This window comes from Trinickia diaoshuihuensis, from assembly GCF_003390925.1.
Classification (GTDB): Bacteria; Pseudomonadota; Gammaproteobacteria; order Burkholderiales; family Burkholderiaceae; genus Trinickia; species Trinickia diaoshuihuensis.
In genome coordinates, this window is the sequence record NZ_QUBS01000048.1 from 36,505 (window position 1) to 52,879 (window position 16,375).

A 16,375-nucleotide genomic window follows, 5' to 3' on the forward strand; every position below is an offset into this window, starting at 1 on the left:
ACCAGTAGTTCAGCTAGGGTTTTGCATGGTCGCGCAAGGGGGAACTACGAAACTGAGGCATGCCTGAAATCGATCTTCCGGGCAGACGGCAAAAATCGGTAAGACGTACGCTGGGCGCGGGTTTCGGCCGGTAAGATACACCGAAAAACCGGCGTTGCCGGCAGGGGTTTTTCGGGGCGCCGCTACTGCAAAATCGTTACCTTGGCAGGATTCGACAGCGTCCCGCCGCCGCAGTCGGAAAGCACGACGATACCCGGCGCGCAGCGTGAGCGATGCGCGCCGGAAGGGCGAGTCGAAGCCGATCTCGATGCGGGTATCGAAGGCGGTATCGAAGGCGTGCGCGCCGGCTCGGGTCCCGGCGGCGGGGCAGCGCCAATCGGTGCCAGCGGAATCGGCGCGACGGCGTGGTGTCCATCGTCGAGGGCATGCGAGACGACGCGCTCGACGTAGCCGGCCGTAAATCCCGTCGCGAAGTTGCCGCTGTAATAGCAGGACAGCGCTTTGCGCAACGCGTATTGGTCGTCGGCTTCGCCGTGCCTGGCACGTGCGAAACATTCGGAGAGGATCGAGCCCGCCACGCGCAAGTTCGCGCATGGATCGAAGATCGAGTCGATGGTCTCGCCGAAACGTGCCAGGTTGTAGCGATTGACCTGTCCGAGCCCGAGGCTGAAGTTGTAGCCGAGCCGCGCCAGATTTCGCGCGGTGACGACCGCTTCGTCGAGCGAGGCGGGCTGGCGCACTAGGTGCGCGCCCACCACACCGATCGCATAGGGGTTGTAGCCGGATTCCACGCTGACGAGCGCGGCCAGCGTATGCGCTTCGACCGTCGGAGCGCAACGCAGCGCCAAGGCTATAAAATCGGCCGCGCGCGCGGTGCTGCATCCCATGCATATTGCGAATGCGAGAAGGAGGGTGGCGAGGGCGCGGCGCATCGGACGAGGGTCCCGCTAGCGATACGACAGCACGAGCCCGTGCACGAGCACGGACCAGCCGTCGAGCATGACGAAAAGCAGCAGCTTGAATGGGATCGAGATCGTGGTCGGCGAGATCATCTGCATGCCCAGCGCGAGCAAGACATTGGCGACGATGAGGTCGGTCACGACGAACACCACGTAGATCACGAAGCCGATCTGAAACGCTCGCGTCAGCTCGGAAAGCATGAAGCTCGGCACGAGCACCATGAGGTCGTCCGATTGCAGCGCTTGCACGCGCTCGGCCGGCCAGATCGCCGTGGCCGAGCGCATGAAGAAGTTACGCTCGCCCGGCACCGTATGCTGCGACAGAAATTTCTTGACCGGCGGCGCGATCGATTGGCCGATCGCCATCACGTCGTCGATGCTCATCGTGCCACCGATGGCCACATGATTGGTTTGCATGGTATCGACGATCGCGCTGCCCACCGGTGCCATGATGTAGATCGTCAGAATCAGCGCAATGCCGTTCAAGACGATGTTCGGCGGCACCTGCTGCACGCCCAGCGCCGTGCGCAGCAGGCCCAACACGACGACGAGCTTCGTGTAGCTCGTGACCATCAGCGCGGCGAACGGAATCGTGCCGAGCGCGACGATCAAAAACAGCATCGTGACCGGGCTCGGCATGTTACTCATCGCCGTTCTCCGAAAAGCGTGAGACGCGCACGCCGAGCTTGTTGCCGACGGCCACCAGATGTCCTTGTCCGACCAGCGCCCCGTTCGCACGGATATGAACGGTACTCTGGTTGAGCGGCTGCTCCAGCTCGATCACATAGCCGCTTTTGAGCGCTTTCAGTTGCGCGAGCGGCATCGAGCGCTCGTCGAGTTCGAAGCTCACGCGTACTTCGAGCGCATCGACGTGCGTCAGTGCGGCTTCGCCCGTTGCACCGGCGGCCGTACCGGCGGCGTGCGTGTCGAGCGGGCCCGGCGCGCCGGCGGACGTCGCATCGGCCCGGGTGGATGGAGTCACGGAATTCTCCTCGATATGGTCGATGACGATGCGCGAGCCGATGGCTTTCGCCGACACGGTTACGTGCCCGTCGCTCGTGGTGGCGACGCAGCGCAGCGCGCTGCCGAACGATTGCCAGCGTTCGATGCCGATGATGTCGCCGCGCGCGATCGAGCGCAGTTCGGCGACGCTCAGCATCGTCGAGCCGACCGTGAAGCGCAGCGTGATCGGCAACGTGTCGAAATCGGTCTCGCGCAGCGTGGGGGGCGGGGGATCGGAGGGGCAGGCCAGACCGAGATACCGTTCCTCGGCGAAGCGCAGCGCGCCATGGCAGTACCATTCGCTGCCGGGACGCCTGACGCAGAAACGCAGTGCGTCGTGCGCGCGCGCGAGCTCTTCTCTCGGCGCCGCGCCGGCGGGCGCGACGCCGAATTCGATCTTTTGCCGCGTGCGCATCTCGAGCGCGTCGATCAGCGGCGCGAGCGCATCCGCGATGAGCGCACAGCGGATTTCAGCGGGTACGGCGTCGCTTCCGGCATCGCCGATCAACGCATGCTCGCCGATCGAATCGAGCACGAAACACCCTTCGGCTGGGCCGAAGCGAAACGCATAGACGTGTCCGGGCGAAGCGGGCTGAGCGTCGGCTTGCCAACGCAATTCGTACTGGCCGTGCGCGGTGGCGAACGCGAGCGGCGTCGGCCATGCGTACGCGCGGTTGAGCGCCTGCGCCGCCAGCGCACTGATGCGCGGCAGCCCGGGCGCGTTGCCGAGCGGTTGTGCCGTGCCATGCGATGGCGATGCGGCGGCCGCGCTCGCCTTCGGCGGCGCACTTGCCAAAGTAGCGGACATGAAAGTCAGACGACGTAGAGCCGTCCCGCCAAATACGCAAGCTGCACGCGGTTCAAGACCCCATATTTCTTGCGGATTTGGCGCATGTGGTAATCGACGTTGCTGCGCGACATGTTCAACTGCTGCGCAATCTCGCGGTCGCTGAGCCCGCTGGCCGTGAAGTTCAAGATCCGGCGTTGCAGATCGGAGAGCGTCGGCGTTTGCGCGATCGCAGCCATTTGCTCGGCGAGAAACGCATGCACGCCGAGGCCGAGCGCGTACGCTTGGCCCACCACGCGGTCGTTGATCCATTCGCTCGTGGGATTGACCGAGCTGAAGATCATGACGCTATGTTCGAGGCTGCCCGGATCGACGAGCCCAAAGGCGATGCCGCTGCGCGTCCCGCAGGCTTGCGTGTCGTCGAGAAAGCGCTGCATGCGCTCGTTCGATTCGGCCGCGATCGTAACGCCGGCGGCGAGCGTCTCCTGGTCCCAGACGAGCGGCCAGTCGTGGCGGCAGGCGAATGCCATGCGCGGGTCGATGTCGAAATAGCGCTGGTCCACGTAGCGCTGGGCCCAGCCGGGCGGCGAGCATAGATCGAAATAGCGCGCCCGGTTCACGAGTTCGCCGAGCCGCGTCAGGCGGCAATAGCAAAACCAGTCGAAGCCGATCGTGCGCAGGGCGATCCGCATCAGTTGCTTGCGTTCATGCGGCGAATGCGCCGCGGCTAAGTCGGCGGCGATTTCGGATACGCGGTCGCTGCCGTTCGTTTCGCCGTGACGGGCCGCGTGTTTGCTGACTACGAGCTGGCAATCGGCCAATTCGATAAAGTCGATCGCATGCCGCGCATCTCGTTCGCCGCTTCCTTTCGACAGGCGCCTGCGCGCCTCGGGGTTCGTCATGCAGTCCTCCATGTCGTGAGCGGCGTATCGCGTATTCGAGTGCCGCCTCATGGTTTTCGACTATAGCCGCGCGCGCATGCCGCTTGGAACTGCACTGTTCAGTAGTGTTTCGCAGTTGCGTAGTGGCCGATGCGCGATTTACTACGAATCTGACGATTGAGACGCGTACCCCTCGCTCATACACTTTTCGTCGCGGATTGTCCTTTCCGCACAGGCGATTTTTCAGCGAGGGATTTCGATGTCCGTGGCGGCGCTCAGGAAGCAAGTGAAAGGCTGGTTGCCGGGTCGAAGCGGCGCCGACGACACGCGTCGTCCGGTACGCCCCTACGATCTTGCGTTGGCCGGCTTCATGGCGATCGTCATTGCATTGTTCGTGCTGCCGCTGCCGACAGCGGTCATGGACGCGCTCATCTCGCTCAATCTGGCCATTAGCGTCGTATTGCTGACGGTGTCGACCTATCTGCCGTCGGCCTTGAGCTTCTCGTCGTTTCCGGCGATGCTGCTCTTTACCACGCTGCTGCGGCTATCGCTCAACATCGCCTCTTGCAAGCTGATCTTGCTGCATGCGAACGCGGGACACATCATCGATGCGTTCGGGCGGCTCGTCGTCGGCAATAACTTCGTGGTCGGCGGCGTCGTGTTTCTCGTCATCGCGATCGTGCAGTTCATCGTAATCGCGAAAGGCTCGGAGCGCGTCGCCGAGGTCGGGGCGCGTTTCTCGCTCGACGCCATGCCCGGCAAGCAGATGAGTATCGATGCCGATCTGCGCGCGGGCATCATCAGTTCCGAAGAAGCGAAGCATCGGCGCGAGCGGCTCGAGCAAGAGTCGCAGTTGCACGGCGCGATGGACGGCGCGATGAAATTCGTCAAGGGCGATGCCATCGCGGGCACCGTCATAGCGTTCGTCAACATCCTGGCAGGCATCGCCGTCGGCACGATCATGAAGGACATGAGCGTGTCCGACGCGTTGCATCGGTACGCCATTCTGACCGTCGGCGACGGCATGTCGGCGCAGATCCCGTCGCTGCTCGTGTCGATCGCGGCGGGCGTGGTCACGACGCGCGTGGCGACGCGCGATGCCAATGACAGCCAACTCGGCGAGCAAATCGGCAAGCAGATCACCGCGCACCCGCGTGCGCTGCTGATCGCGGCCGCGGTGCTGCTCGCGTTCGCCTTCGTGCCCGGCTTCCCCGTCTGGTCGTTCGCTGCGCTCGCGCTCGTGACGGGCGGCGGTGGGGCGCTGCTGCTGCGCCGGCGCAAGACGATGCCGCCGCTCAAGCTCATCACGCTGGCCGAGCCGCTCGTTCCGGGAGAGCGCGAGGCGCAGGTGGGCCCGCATACGTCGGGCGTGACCTCGCCCGTTGCCGTCACGCTCGCGCGCACGGTTTCGCCGCATCTGAATCTCGTGCGCTTGCAAGAGGCGCTGGCCGCGGCGAAGTCGAACGTCGAGGCCGATATCGGCCCGATCTTCCCGCGCGTGCACGTGGCCTTCGAGAGCGCATTGCCCGAGGGCAGCTATCAAGTGTTCGTGCAGGACGTGCTTGCATCGGAAGGCCGGTTGCATCTCGATCGGCTCCTGTGGGACGGCGTGACGCCGTTGGCGGAGGACGTCGAGCGGCTGCCCGCCGAGCCGTTCGGACCCTTCGCTCAGCCCGTTTGGCTGCCGCTGGATGCCGCGCCCGCGCAGGCACCTGAAAAAACGCCGCTGCCGGCCGGGATGAGGTCGGTTTTCACCGCCGAGACGCGGGCATCGGGCCCGTCGGTGGGGTTGCGCACGGAAGAGGTGCTGGCCCGGCACATCGAAAGCGAGGTGCGCAAGCACGCGGCGGCCTTGATCGGTATTCAGGAAGCCCAGCATCTGATCCGGCTCGTGCGGCGCGACTACGCGGAACTCGTCGCCGAGTTGATGCGTCTCGTGCCGCTGCAGCGGATCACCGAAGTGCTGCGGCGCTTGCTGCTGGAAGATATCCCCATCCGCAACTTGCGCATCATTTTCGAAAGCATGATCACGTGGGCGCCGCGCGAGCCCGACGACACGATCGCGCTCGTCGAACTCGTGCGCGTGGATTTGCGCCGCATGATCACCGATCGCCATGTGGGCAATGCGCGCAAGCTCGACGTCATTTTGTTCGAGCCGGTGTTGCAAGAACGCTTCGAGCAAGCGGTGCTGCGTACCAAGCAGGGTAACGTGCTGGGCCTTGCGCGCGAGGTCAAGGACGATGTCTGCCAGCAAGTGCGCAAGCTCTTCGATGCGCATCACCAAAGCACCGCAAGCGCGGGCATGCCGCGCAAACGCGCCACGTCCGTGCGCACCGCCGTCGTCGTTTCGCTGAACGTGCGCCGTTATGTGCGCACGACGCTGGCCGCCGTGCTGCCGGATTTGCCCGTGCTCTCGTATCAAGAGCTCGAGGAGGACGTGGAATTGCGCACCATCGGGTGGGTATCGAATCCCGCGATCGCCTAGCGCGGGAAAGCGCGCGCCGACGGTCGAACGATTGCGATATGACGGGCCAAGGATGACACGATGACGACGGAAACGATTTTGGATATTACGCGGCAAGCGCTCTTGCTCGTGTTGATGTTGTCCTTGCCGGTGGTGCTCGTCGCGGCGGGGGTGGCGCTTCTCGTTGCATTGGCGCAAGCCGTGACGCAGTTGCAGGACCAAACTATCGGCCTGGCCGCACGCATGATCGCGGTGATGGTGGCGATCATCGTGACGGGCGGCTGGATTGGGCGCTCGGTTCTGCTTTTCGGTCAGCAGTCTTTTGCGAGGTTGTTTTGAGCACCAAGATGCTTTCTCCTCGGGCGCACCGCGCCTTTGTCGCGCGTGCTGGCGCCATTTCGGCGCTATCGCGGTTCGCGCTCGGCGCGCTCGCGCTGTCGCTCGCCGGAGCGTTCGGCCCGCCGCGCGTGGCGCACGCCGCCGAGTTGCAGTGGCGCGATCGTCCTTACACGATCGTCGCCGACGGCAAGAAGGTCAGCGATTTCATTCGCGAACTGGCATCCGCGCAAGGCGTGACGGCCGTCATCGATTCGAAAGTGGACGGCACGATCAGCGGGCATTTTTCGGGCTCGCCGCTGGCGACGCTGCGCAGCGTCTGCGCGACCTACGGCCTCACGTATTACTTCGACGGCTCGCTGCTTTATGTCGACCGCGCCGAGGACGGGCAGACACAAGTGTTTCCGATCCCGAAGGGCAGCGCCGGAGAACTCTCGCGCACGCTGGAGGCGATGCAAATTCCCGACAGGCGCTTTCCGCTCATCATCAGCGACCGCGAGAACACGATCTACGTCTCGGGGCCGCAGCGCTATGTCGAACTCGTGCGGCAAGCCATCTCGACGATTACCGATCCGAGCCGCGGGCTCGACCGCGCGGAGATCCGCGCGTTTCCGCTGCGTTATGCGTACGCGACCGACTTCCAGATCAATCGCTCGGGCAAGGAAGTGGCGATTCCCGGCGTGGCGTCGACGCTTGGCCGCTTATTCGGCAAGAGCGACAGCAACTTCGGCGCGCCCGGTTACGGCGCTCGGCTAGGGGGTGCGACGCGGCAAGTCAAACTCTCCTCGGGCGATATGGTCAATGTGCCCAGGCTCACGCTCGGCGCGGCCAACGCCACCACGACGGAGGCGCCGGGCGCGGCGTCCGACGCGGCGTTAATGACGGGACAACCCGTCTCGTTGCCGCAGATCGTGGCCGATGCGGGGACGAATTCGGTCATCGTGCGCGACGTGCCCGAGCATATGCCGCAATACGCGCAACTGATTTCGGCGCTCGATTCGCGGCCGCGTCTGATCGAAGTGGGCCTGACGATCATCGATATCGACGAAAGCGCGCTCGATTCGTTCGGCGTCGATTGGCGGTTGCATACGCCCCATGGCGATTTCCAATTCGGCGACGGCAGCAATCCGCCGCTCACGTTCAACGCGGGCAATTCCGAAGCCGGTCAAACGGGCGCCTCGACGCCGATCGGCATGGCGCTGACCGCGTCGATCGGCGGAGCGATGCGCGACTATCTGCTTTCGCGCATCAATTTGCTGCAGCAGACGGGTAAGGCGCAGACGTTGTCGAAACCGATGATCCTGACGCTCGACAACAACGAAGCGATCCTTGAAAACCTGACCGAATTCTACGTTCAAGTGGCGGGCTATCAGGACTCCTCGCTGTACGGCATCACGACCGGCACGAGCGTGAAGGTGACCCCGCGCATCGTCGAAGACGGTGGCAAGCCGGGCGTGATGATGTCGATCGATATCGACGACGGTCAATTGAACAGCGCGCTGACGGTGACGCAGGTGCCGGCCGTCATTCAACGCAACATCGTGACGAAGGCGATGATCGACGAAGGCAAGAGCTTGCTCATCGCCGGCTTCAACAACGATACGTTCACGCAGAGCAAGACGGGCATCCCCTGGATTTCCGATATTCCCTGGATCGGCAACTTGTTCAAATACACGAAGAAGGACGGCGAGCGCAGCGACCGGTTTTATCTGCTGACGCCGCGCGTCGTGCAAACGGCGAGCGCGTTCGATCCGAGCGCGACGCCGATGGGCGTCGAGCCGCCGCTGCCGGGACAGCCGTACAACTCGGGCGAACCGATACCGGGCAAGACGCCCGCGCCGATCGTCGTGCCGCCTAGCGCCGTACCGGCGCCCGCGATGGAGCATTGAATGACCGACGAAGCGACGACCGCGGCCAGATCGAGCGCGTTGTCTGCGACGAAAGCGCCGTGGAGCCTCACGTTCCTGAGCGGCCCGCTGTCGGGGCGCACGCTCGCGCTGAAGGTGGGCGAGAACTGGGTAGGCTCCGGCGCGCAGTGCGACGTCATCGTGCCGGACCGGGAACTGGCCCCGCGGCAGTTGCGTTTGTCGGTGGGACATATCGCGGTGTCGGTGCAAAACGTCGGCGGGGGCGATGCGACGCTCAATGGTGTCGCGCTCGACACGACGCGTCGCGCATTGCGTCATGGCGACGTCGTCGAGATCGGCTCGCTCAAGCTCGGCATCGTCCCGGCGGCCGAACCGCGCCCGCAGGCGGCGCTCGAGGCGAGCCAGAGCGCGGGCACGCGTTTAGGTCGATGGGCCGCGGCGCCGTGGGCGGCATGGATGGCGAGCCGGCGCTTCGTGATCGGTCTATGCGTGTCGTGGGGCGTATTGGCGTTGGCGGGCGGTGCGTATTTGGCGATCGGCGCGACCGATCCGTTCTGGTTCCAAGCGAGTGCGACCGAACGCATGCAGCAGGTGCAGCAGGCGCTGCGCGACTATCCCGAGGTCAATGTGAGGCCCACGAATACGGGGTTTGTCGTGTCTGGCTACGTCAACGCGTTGTCGGATCGCGATCGGCTGCAGCGGATCGTGCAGACGTTTCCGCAAACCACGGTGGGCGACGTCTATGTCATCGACGAGTTGCTAGGGTCGGCACGGCTTTATTTCAGCGATACCCCGCTCACGGTGACGTACGGCGGCCACGGTACGTTGCTCGTGGGGGGCACGGCCAATCGCGCGTTGCAACAGCGCGTCGCCAACTTTACGAAGGACGCGCGGCCGGCCTTGCAGGTGATCGATCGCGTGGCCTATGCGGGTGCGCCCGAAGTCGCGCAGAAGAAGGCGCCGCCGATAGCGGGCAGCGTGCCCGACATCGTCGGCGTGTACGACGACGGTCTCGGGACGCGCTTCATCGAGACGGCGGATGGGGCGCGTTACTTCGAGGGCTCGAAGCTGCCCGGCGGACTCGAGGTCAGGCAGATCGCAAGCGATCGCGTGATTTTCGCGCGCGGGCCCGACCGGTTTTTCATGGACGTGGGCACCGCGGCCGTGCACGAGTTCATCTCGGCGCCGCCGGGCTAGTTTTCGCGAAGCGGTGTCCGCGCCTCACCGCGGGCGGCCGTCGAGCGTAGACGGGTTCACGCGAGGCGAAGCGCCTCGCATGAGCAGGCAAGCGCGGTAACGCGCGACTAGGTTGGACTCCCCGGTTGCCGGGGCTATTACTTTCACTGCAAGGAGAGCAGCAATGAGCGTGTCATCGACGAACATGAACTCGGGCGACATCCAAGCCCAGATGAACGATATGCAAAAGCAGGAAATGAATTTCCAACTGTGGTCTATGCAGTTGAGCAACACGCAGGACATGTGCAAGACCGTGATGTCGGCGCGTCAAGGCGAGAGCAGCACGGTGGATACGGCGTGCCAGAACATGCAGCGCGGCGCGCACGTTTCTTAATTCTCGCCGTTAAGCACTTGTCGTAGTCCGGGCGCCGCGCGAGCGGCGCCCGATACCCGACGCCTGCCCTCGTACGGCGCATGTCGCCGATCATTTCAAAGGTGAGGTTCACATGACCGTTCCAGTTGCCGCGGCGGTTCAGTTCTCGAGCGCGAACGAGCCGAGCGGGGCGGGCGTGACCGCGGCTCAGGCGATGCCGGCCGCGCCCGCCAACCCAGCGGATCCCGCGCAAGCGAACGCGTTCGATGCGCATATGAATGCGCAGGCTGCGCCGGATGCTCCCGCGGGCACGATCCGCATGCACAGCGCGCACGAGTCGCATAGCCTCGATGCCGTCGTGACGCATATGCGCAATGAAACCGCGGCGCTCGACGCGCGTTACCAAGCGGCGATGTCGCAGATGGAACATCCGGCCGCGTTGATCGATGCCGGCGATCCGATGATGACGATGGTGCGGCTGACCGATTTCACGTTGAGCACGTCGGTGACGATGGAGCAGTATCAGTTCAGCATGGCCATGGCCGATGCCTCGAACGGCGTCACGCATTCGCTGCTGAAGAACAACGCCGAATGAGCGACGCGCCTTAGCCGGTTACCGCACGGCGCGCGCATGAGCGGCGCGCGGTGCGCTTTTGGGAAGACCTATGAAAACGCTGCTGCGCGCATGCGTTGCGCTCGCGTGCGCCCTGACGCTGGCGGCCTGTCAGCAAGAGTTGTACATGGATTTGACCGAGGCGTCGGCCAACGAGATGATTCAGGCGCTCGCGAACGCGGGCATCAGTGCGTCGAAGTCGCAAGTGCCCGACCACGGCTGGGAGTTGACCGTGGACGGCTCCTCCGTGCCCGCCGCCTTGAATGCGCTCAAAGCCGTCGGTTTGCCGCGCCAGCCGACCGAAAATCTCGGTGAACTCTTTCGCAAGCAAGGACTCGTGTCCACGCCGGCGGAAGAGCGGATTCGTTACGTCTATGGCGCGGAGCAGGAACTCGATCGAACGCTGCTCGACGTGAATGGCGTGATCGTCGCGCACGTGCACGTCGTCATTCCCGAGAATGATCCGCTCTCGGACAAGCTCAAGCCGTCGTCGGCCTCGGTCTACATCAAATACCGGCCCGGTATCGATCTGAAGATGATGGCGCCGATGGTCAAAGACCTCGTCGCGCACAGCATCGAAGGGTTGTCGTACGACAACGTCTCGCTCTTTTTGCAAGCCGCGCCGCCGAAGGAAAGCGAACAGCCCGAAGGCGTGCAAGCCGGCATGCTCGCGCGTGCGCTGACATTGGGCGCGCTCGCGTTGGTACTGTCGACGCTCGTCGTGCTCGTGGTGCTGCTGTTGCGCCGCGGGCAGTTCAAGCTGATGGCGCGCGGCGCGGGGGCGGAGCCGGCGAACCTGTCGCATGAGCGAACGCATGCGAATTGACGACGACGGGAGCGGCTTCGACGATCACGCACACGAGTTGTGGCGTGCCCCGGTCAATCGCGGCCGATTCGCGAAACTCGTCGCGCAATTCAATCTGCACCCCGAGCGTTACGTCGACCCGAGTTGGCCGCTCGGCATTTGGCCGGCGCCGTACAACGACATCGCGCGCTTCGGCGAACGTGGGAAACGCGTGCTCGCGAAAGCGCTGCTGGAGAACGTCGGCTTGCACGCGGACGCCTCGGGCAACGTGCCCGTCGATTACGACTTCGATACACGCGAAAAGCGGCTCGCGCTATTGCCGCGCGAGGCGTTCGAACAGTTGGCGCGTTTGTGCGGACTATGTCTGCACAAGTCCTGGCTCGTCGGCGGCGAACTGACGCGCGGGGTGGAAAAAGCGCTCGTGCTCGGCTTCGGTCCGGAGACGCTCGCTTTTGTGCGAGGGCAGACGCCGCCGTTCGATGCGGTCAGCGAAACGCTCGAGCCGATGCGGCGCTATCCGAAGCTAGTCGTGCAAAAGATCGGCGCGCGTGGCGCGCGTTTGCTGCTCGACTTTATCGCGCCGGCGGGGGCGCCCGTGTTCGCGCGCACGCGCTTGAAGCTGCCGCGCGTCGCCGACGTGCAGCCGGCTTATCAATTGGGCGACGCGCAGCGCGCGGAGTTCGCCGAGCTACTGTTTCTTTGCCTCATTCCCGAAAGGTTGCGAGCATGGGACTGGCTTTTCTGATCACGAGCGAAAACCTGCAGATGCTCTCGGAGCGCCGCGTGCTGAAGGAGCATGAGTATTCGGCGTTGCTCGACGCCAATTCGATCGTGCTGACCGCGAAGAAGGAAGCGGAGCGCATCATCGCCGATGCCGAGCGGCGCAAGGACGAGATGCTGCGCCGGGGATACGACGAAGGCTTCGCGCGCGGTCAGCGAGAGGGCGCCGAGCGCGCCTACGGCGCGGCGCTCGATACGGCGCACGCATTGGCGCTTTCGCGCGGGAAGATGGCCGACATGGTGGTACGCGGGTTGCGCGAACTCGTCGGCGAATTCGAACGTGAGCAGATCTTCGCGCTGGCCCTCAAACGCATCGATGCATTCGTGCGCGACGAAGCGTTCCTCGTCGTTCGCGTGGCGCCCGCGTCGGTGGAGGTCATGAAGCAGGCCGTCGCGCATCGCCGGGCGGCGTTGGCCGACGAAGCGCATGCGGCCGATGCGGCCGTGCGCGCGCAAGCCGTGCGTGTGGTGGCGGATGCATCGCTCGGCGACGACGATTGCGTCGTCGAAACGCCGGCCGGCAGCATCGATGCGCGGCTATCGACGCAGATCGATGCGATTCGTTCCGCCATCGAAGCGAGGAGGGGGCTATGAGCGAATCGGATTGGAGTTGGCGCGACGCACTGTTCGCGCAGTTGCACGGCGATGCGGACGATGAGCGCTTCGCCAAGGCGCTCGAAAGCGTCAATCCGCTGCGCATGCGCGGCCGTGTGACGCAGACGGCGGGGCTTTTGATTCATGCCTCCGGGATTCATGCCCGTTTGGGAGAAGTCTGCGAGCTGCATACGCCGGGGCTTGCGCCGATGTTCGCCGAAGTCGTCGGGTTCTCGCGGCAGACGGCGGTGCTGACGCCGCTCGGCAGTCTGGCCGGTTTGTCGAGCGCGACCGAGGTCTTGCCGACCGGGCATGCGCATACCTTCGAAGTGGGCGACGCTCTGCTCGGACGCGTATTGAACGGACTGGGCGAGCCGCTCGACGGACGCGGGCCGATTCCGAAAGGCACACGCGTGAGCGCCTTCGCCGAGCCTGTCGGCGCGCTCGAACGGACGCTGATCGACGAGCCGCTGCCGACGGGGGTGCGGGCGATCGATGCGTTTTTGACGACGGGGATCGGTCAGCGCGTCGGTATCTTCGCGCCTGCCGGCGTAGGTAAGAGTACGTTGCTCGGCATGATCGCGCGCGGCGCCGGTTGCGACGTCGCCGTCGTCGGCTTGATCGGCGAGCGCGGACGCGAGGTGCGCGAATTCATCGAGCACAACTTGTCGCCAGAGGCGCTCGCGCGCACGGTGCTCGTCGTATCGACGTCCGACCGGCCCGCGATGGAGCGCGTCAAATCGGCCTATGTGGCGACCGCGGTGGCCGAATACTTCCGCGATAAGGGCCTGCGCGTGTTGCTGCTCGTCGATTCGCTGACGCGCTTTGCGCGCGCGCAGCGGGAGGTGGGTCTGGCCTCGGGCGAGCCGCCGACGCGGCGCAGCTTTCCGCCCTCGACGTTTTCCGTATTGCCGCAACTGCTCGAGCGCGCGGGACAGGGCGCCCGCGGCTCGATCACGGCGTTTTACACGGTGCTCGTGGAAGGGGACGACGAGAGCGATCCGATCGCCGAGGAAGTGCGCTCGATTCTCGACGGGCACATCATCTTGTCGCGCAAGCTGGCGCAGGCCGGCCACCATCCGGCCATCGACGTGCTGGCGAGCGCCTCGCGCGTGATGACGCGCGTGACCGACGAAGCGCACGTGCGCCGTGCCGCGTGGGTGCGCGAGCTGCTTGCCAAGTATCAGGAAATCGAGTTGCTCGTGCAGATCGGCGAATACCGCGCGGGCAGCGACGCGCTGGCCGATGCCGCGCTGGCCGCGCGCGGCGCGCTGCGCGAATTCGCTTGCCAGTCGCCGGCGCGGCTGGAGACGTATGACGAGACGCTGGCCAAGCTCGTCGCGCTCGAGGCGCAATATGGATAGGATCATCGCGAAGCTTACTCGCGTGCGCGAGATGCGGCGCGATGTCGTGCTCGCGCAGGTGCGCCGTCAGGAGGCGGCGGTCGAGACCGCGCGCGACGCGTTGCGGCGCGCCGAAGCCGAGGTCACGCGGTTGATCGAGGCGAAGATCGCCGCGGGGCGTGCGCTGACGTCGCAAATGCTGGCCGGACCGCATTCGGCTCGCGAACTGGCGGGAGCCGGGATCGATTGGCAGTTGTTCGACGAGCGCATCGCGGCGGCCCGCGAGCGGACGCTGCCGCCGCAAGAGCGCTTGCGCGAGGAGACGCAGAAACTCGAGGCGTTGCGTGACGCCTTGCGGCGAGCCGATGCCAAGCGCGATCAAGCCGAGCGCACCGGCGAACGGCTCGAGCGCATGGCGGCGCAGCGCGCGGAGGCGGCCGAGGAGGCTTGCGCGGAAGAGGCGGCGCTGCGGACGGCGATCGCGCCGTTGGGCCGAGACGACGTATGAACGTCGTTTCGAGCGAGGCGTTCGACGCCGCCGTCAGCGCCGTGCGCCCGGCGGTCATCGTGCTGCCGCGCGTGCTGCCGATCATGATGATCGTGCCCGCGTTTAGCGCGTCGGTACTGACGGGCCTCGTGCGCAACGGTTTCATGGCCGTCATCATTTTGTTCGTGGGCCCGGCGATGGATATGAGTTCGCTGCAAGGTTTGGCGCCGCTCATGTGGGCCGGGCTCGTCGCGAAGGAAGCGCTGATCGGCATCTTGCTCGGCTACGCGTTCGGCGCCGTGATGTGGGCGATCGCGGCGGCCGGCTCGCTGATCGATTTCCAAACGGGCGCGAGCAATCAGTCGTTTTTCGATCCGATCGCGCAGTACGAGAGCGGCCCATGCGCGGGCTTTTTGAACATGCTGGCCATTACGCTGTTCGTGACGAGCGGCGGATTGAATCTATTGCTCTCCGCGCTGTTCGCATCGTATCGGCTCTGGCCGATCGCCTCGTTCGCGCCGAAATTCGGCACGGCGCTGCTGCCGTTCATCGCGCGCGGGGCGGCGAGCGTCATGCTATGGACGGTCAAGCTCGCGGCGCCCGTCGTGATCGTGCTGATATTGGTCGAACTCGGGTTCGGACTCGTGAGCCGCGCGATGCCTCAACTGAACGTTTTTCTGATGTCGCAGGCGGTGAAGAGCGCGGTGGCGGTCCTGATGATGGCGCTGTTCTTGCCGTTCGTCTATGCGTCGCTGCATGCGTACTTGGGTCCCGACAACGGATTGCTCGAATTGTTGAAGTCGATGCTATAGAGGACCTTTGCCGATATGAGCGAAAAGGATCAAGCCCCCACCGAGAAGCGTTTGCGCGATGCGCGCAAGAAGGGCGAAGTCGTGTTCAGCACCGAGGTCAGCGCCGCGCTCGTGTTTCTCGTCGTGCTGGCGGCGCTCGGCTCGCAGGGACCGCGCGTGGTCGACACGCTGCGTACGTTATTCGACGCGGCTTTCGCGGCCTTGTCTTCGCGCGATCCGGCTCGTTCGATCTCGACCGTACTCGTGCTGGCGGTGCATGGATGGGTGGTGCTCGGGCTCGGCGTCGTGGGGCTGGCCGGCGTGGCGGGCGCGGCGGTCTCGCTCGCGCAGGCCGGCGGCGTCGTTGCGTTCACGCGCATCGCGCCGAGTTTCACGCGGCTCAATCCGGCCGCGGGTTTGCAGCGCATGTTCTCGCTGAAAAGCGTCGTCGTGCTGCTCAAGACCGGCTTGAAAACGTTCATCTTGTGCCTGACGCTGTGGGTGCTCTTGCGCGCATCGCTCGATGCGCCGCTGCAGGCCGGCTACCTGCGGCCCGATGCGATTTTGGCGGTGACGGGCAAGTTGCTGCTCTCGCTCGCGGGGTGGGCCGCATTGATCTTCGTCGCGTTCGCGGCGCTCGACTACGCCTATCAGCAATACGAATTCATGAAACGGCATCGGATGTCGATGGAGGAAGTGCGCCGCGAGTTCCGCGAGATGGAGGGCGATCCGCATTTGAATTCGCGCCGTCGTCACATGGCGCACGAGATGGTGTTCAATTCGCTGCAAGACCGCGTGAAGATGGCATCGGCCGTCGTGCATTCGGCCAATGCGGCCGTCGCGCTTTGTTATGCGGGCAAAGGCAAGCTGCCTTGGGTTTGCGCGCGCGGCGAGGGCGAGACGGCGCGGCGCATTCTCGAGTGGGCCGGCGAATTTCTCGTGCCGACGGCGGCGAACGCCGCGCTGGCCGATGCGCTCTATGAGAGCGCGCGCGAATATCAATACATCGATAGTGCGCTCTACCGCCGCGTCGCCGAGCTGCTGCGCTGGGCCGACGGCGACGAGCAGACGAGCGCATGATGCAAGGCGTCCGGCGCCTTGCATCCCGGCACCGGC

General features: G+C 65.0%; 17 protein-coding genes. 13 read left to right on the plus strand and 4 right to left on the minus strand.

Translation table 11 applies throughout. The features are described 5' to 3' along the window. Nucleotides 1-182 precede the first annotated feature (182 nt). The 4 genes from DXT59_RS10520 to DXT59_RS10535 all read right to left on the minus strand — a co-directional run bounded on the left by DXT59_RS10520 (nucleotide 183) and on the right by DXT59_RS10535 (nucleotide 3,650). Nucleotides 183-848 carry a lytic transglycosylase domain-containing protein gene (locus DXT59_RS10520; protein ID WP_240324467.1) on the minus strand — a complete coding sequence of 222 codons (666 nt, stop codon included), beginning with the start codon at nucleotides 846-848 and terminating at the stop codon, nucleotides 183-185. Between the two features lie 99 nt (nucleotides 849-947). Then, a complete protein-coding gene (gene sctR / locus DXT59_RS10525; protein ID WP_116136845.1) occupies nucleotides 948-1,607 on the minus strand; it encodes a type III secretion system export apparatus subunit SctR in 660 nt (219 codons plus the stop codon). After that, nucleotides 1,600-2,769, minus strand: a complete 1,170-nt coding sequence (gene sctQ / locus DXT59_RS10530; RefSeq protein WP_116136846.1) for a type III secretion system cytoplasmic ring protein SctQ — start codon at nucleotides 2,767-2,769, stop codon at nucleotides 1,600-1,602. Before sctQ ends, sctR begins: the two co-directional genes overlap by 8 nt. 5 nt (nucleotides 2,770-2,774) lie before the next feature. After that, nucleotides 2,775-3,650: a helix-turn-helix transcriptional regulator gene (locus tag DXT59_RS10535; protein WP_162878027.1), complete on the minus strand. Its 876-nt coding sequence runs from the start codon at nucleotides 3,648-3,650 to the stop codon at nucleotides 2,775-2,777. Nucleotides 3,651-3,888: 238 nt separating this feature from the next. Here DXT59_RS10535 and DXT59_RS10540 point away from each other — a divergent pair, with 238 nt between their 5' ends. The 13 genes from DXT59_RS10540 to DXT59_RS10600 all read left to right on the plus strand — a co-directional run bounded on the left by DXT59_RS10540 (nucleotide 3,889) and on the right by DXT59_RS10600 (nucleotide 16,339). Beyond that, nucleotides 3,889-6,114, plus strand: a complete 2,226-nt coding sequence (locus DXT59_RS10540) for an FHIPEP family type III secretion protein (protein WP_116136848.1) — start codon at nucleotides 3,889-3,891, stop codon at nucleotides 6,112-6,114. A 60-nt stretch (nucleotides 6,115-6,174) separates the two neighbouring features. Beyond that, entirely contained in the window at nucleotides 6,175-6,432 is a 258-nt protein-coding gene (gene sctS / locus DXT59_RS10545) for a type III secretion system export apparatus subunit SctS (RefSeq protein ID WP_116136849.1), read from the plus strand. Beyond that, nucleotides 6,429-8,318 (plus strand): type III secretion system outer membrane ring subunit SctC, encoded by a 1,890-nt coding sequence (gene sctC / locus DXT59_RS10550; RefSeq protein ID WP_240324468.1) that lies wholly within the window; start codon nucleotides 6,429-6,431, stop codon nucleotides 8,316-8,318. Before sctS ends, sctC begins: the two co-directional genes overlap by 4 nt. After that, a complete protein-coding gene (locus DXT59_RS10555) occupies nucleotides 8,319-9,494 on the plus strand; it encodes an FHA domain-containing protein (protein WP_116136850.1) in 1,176 nt (391 codons plus the stop codon). A 163-nt stretch (nucleotides 9,495-9,657) separates the two neighbouring features. Further along, nucleotides 9,658-9,867, plus strand: a complete 210-nt coding sequence (locus DXT59_RS10560) for a hypothetical protein (RefSeq protein WP_116136851.1) — start codon at nucleotides 9,658-9,660, stop codon at nucleotides 9,865-9,867. A gap of 112 nt (nucleotides 9,868-9,979) precedes the next feature. After that, nucleotides 9,980-10,441: a hypothetical protein gene (locus DXT59_RS10565; protein ID WP_116136852.1), complete on the plus strand. Its 462-nt coding sequence runs from the start codon at nucleotides 9,980-9,982 to the stop codon at nucleotides 10,439-10,441. Nucleotides 10,442-10,511: 70 nt separating this feature from the next. Next, nucleotides 10,512-11,285, plus strand: coding sequence for a type III secretion system inner membrane ring lipoprotein SctJ (gene sctJ, locus DXT59_RS10570; protein ID WP_116136853.1), 774 nt, complete (start codon nucleotides 10,512-10,514; stop codon nucleotides 11,283-11,285). After that, on the plus strand, nucleotides 11,275-12,009 hold the full coding sequence (locus tag DXT59_RS10575; RefSeq protein ID WP_162878028.1) for a SctK family type III secretion system sorting platform protein: 735 nt from the start codon (nucleotides 11,275-11,277) through the stop codon (nucleotides 12,007-12,009). Before sctJ ends, DXT59_RS10575 begins: the two co-directional genes overlap by 11 nt. Beyond that, a complete protein-coding gene (sctL, locus tag DXT59_RS10580; protein ID WP_116136855.1) occupies nucleotides 11,991-12,638 on the plus strand; it encodes a type III secretion system stator protein SctL in 648 nt (215 codons plus the stop codon). Before DXT59_RS10575 ends, sctL begins: the two co-directional genes overlap by 19 nt. Beyond that, a complete protein-coding gene (locus DXT59_RS10585; RefSeq protein ID WP_116136856.1) occupies nucleotides 12,635-14,002 on the plus strand; it encodes a FliI/YscN family ATPase in 1,368 nt (455 codons plus the stop codon). Before sctL ends, DXT59_RS10585 begins: the two co-directional genes overlap by 4 nt. Further along, nucleotides 13,995-14,489 (plus strand): hypothetical protein, encoded by a 495-nt coding sequence (locus DXT59_RS10590; RefSeq protein WP_116136857.1) that lies wholly within the window; start codon nucleotides 13,995-13,997, stop codon nucleotides 14,487-14,489. Before DXT59_RS10585 ends, DXT59_RS10590 begins: the two co-directional genes overlap by 8 nt. Then, complete coding sequence (gene sctT, locus DXT59_RS10595; RefSeq protein WP_116136858.1) at nucleotides 14,486-15,280, plus strand: type III secretion system export apparatus subunit SctT; 795 nt, start codon at nucleotides 14,486-14,488, stop codon at nucleotides 15,278-15,280. The genes DXT59_RS10590 and sctT overlap by 4 nt, the downstream gene beginning before the upstream one ends. A 15-nt stretch (nucleotides 15,281-15,295) precedes the next feature. Further along, the gene (locus tag DXT59_RS10600; RefSeq protein WP_116136859.1) at nucleotides 15,296-16,339 is read left to right on the plus strand and encodes an EscU/YscU/HrcU family type III secretion system export apparatus switch protein; all 1,044 of its coding nucleotides are present in this window, start codon (nucleotides 15,296-15,298) and stop codon (nucleotides 16,337-16,339) included. The last annotated feature ends 36 nt before the right edge of the window (nucleotides 16,340-16,375 follow it).

What these genes read in the sequence shown, in the direction of transcription:
- sctR (WP_116136845.1), bottom strand. Translation starts at nt 1,607, where the DNA reads ATGAGTAACATGCCGAGCCCGGTCACGATGCTGTTTTTGATCGTCGCG.
- sctQ (WP_116136846.1), bottom strand. Translation starts at nt 2,769, where the DNA reads ATGTCCGCTACTTTGGCAAGTGCGCCGCCGAAGGCGAGCGCGGCCGCC.
- DXT59_RS10535 (WP_162878027.1), bottom strand. Translation starts at nt 3,650, where the DNA reads ATGACGAACCCCGAGGCGCGCAGGCGCCTGTCGAAAGGAAGCGGCGAA.
- DXT59_RS10540 (WP_116136848.1), top strand. Translation starts at nt 3,889, where the DNA reads ATGTCCGTGGCGGCGCTCAGGAAGCAAGTGAAAGGCTGGTTGCCGGGT.
- sctS (WP_116136849.1), top strand. Translation starts at nt 6,175, where the DNA reads ATGACGACGGAAACGATTTTGGATATTACGCGGCAAGCGCTCTTGCTC.
- DXT59_RS10555 (WP_116136850.1), top strand. Translation starts at nt 8,319, where the DNA reads ATGACCGACGAAGCGACGACCGCGGCCAGATCGAGCGCGTTGTCTGCG.
- DXT59_RS10560 (WP_116136851.1), top strand. Translation starts at nt 9,658, where the DNA reads ATGAGCGTGTCATCGACGAACATGAACTCGGGCGACATCCAAGCCCAG.
- DXT59_RS10565 (WP_116136852.1), top strand. Translation starts at nt 9,980, where the DNA reads ATGACCGTTCCAGTTGCCGCGGCGGTTCAGTTCTCGAGCGCGAACGAG.
- sctJ (WP_116136853.1), top strand. Translation starts at nt 10,512, where the DNA reads ATGAAAACGCTGCTGCGCGCATGCGTTGCGCTCGCGTGCGCCCTGACG.
- DXT59_RS10575 (WP_162878028.1), top strand. Translation starts at nt 11,275, where the DNA reads ATGCGAATTGACGACGACGGGAGCGGCTTCGACGATCACGCACACGAG.
- sctL (WP_116136855.1), top strand. Translation starts at nt 11,991, where the DNA reads ATGGGACTGGCTTTTCTGATCACGAGCGAAAACCTGCAGATGCTCTCG.
- DXT59_RS10585 (WP_116136856.1), top strand. Translation starts at nt 12,635, where the DNA reads ATGAGCGAATCGGATTGGAGTTGGCGCGACGCACTGTTCGCGCAGTTG.
- DXT59_RS10590 (WP_116136857.1), top strand. Translation starts at nt 13,995, where the DNA reads ATGGATAGGATCATCGCGAAGCTTACTCGCGTGCGCGAGATGCGGCGC.
- sctT (WP_116136858.1), top strand. Translation starts at nt 14,486, where the DNA reads ATGAACGTCGTTTCGAGCGAGGCGTTCGACGCCGCCGTCAGCGCCGTG.
- DXT59_RS10600 (WP_116136859.1), top strand. Translation starts at nt 15,296, where the DNA reads ATGAGCGAAAAGGATCAAGCCCCCACCGAGAAGCGTTTGCGCGATGCG.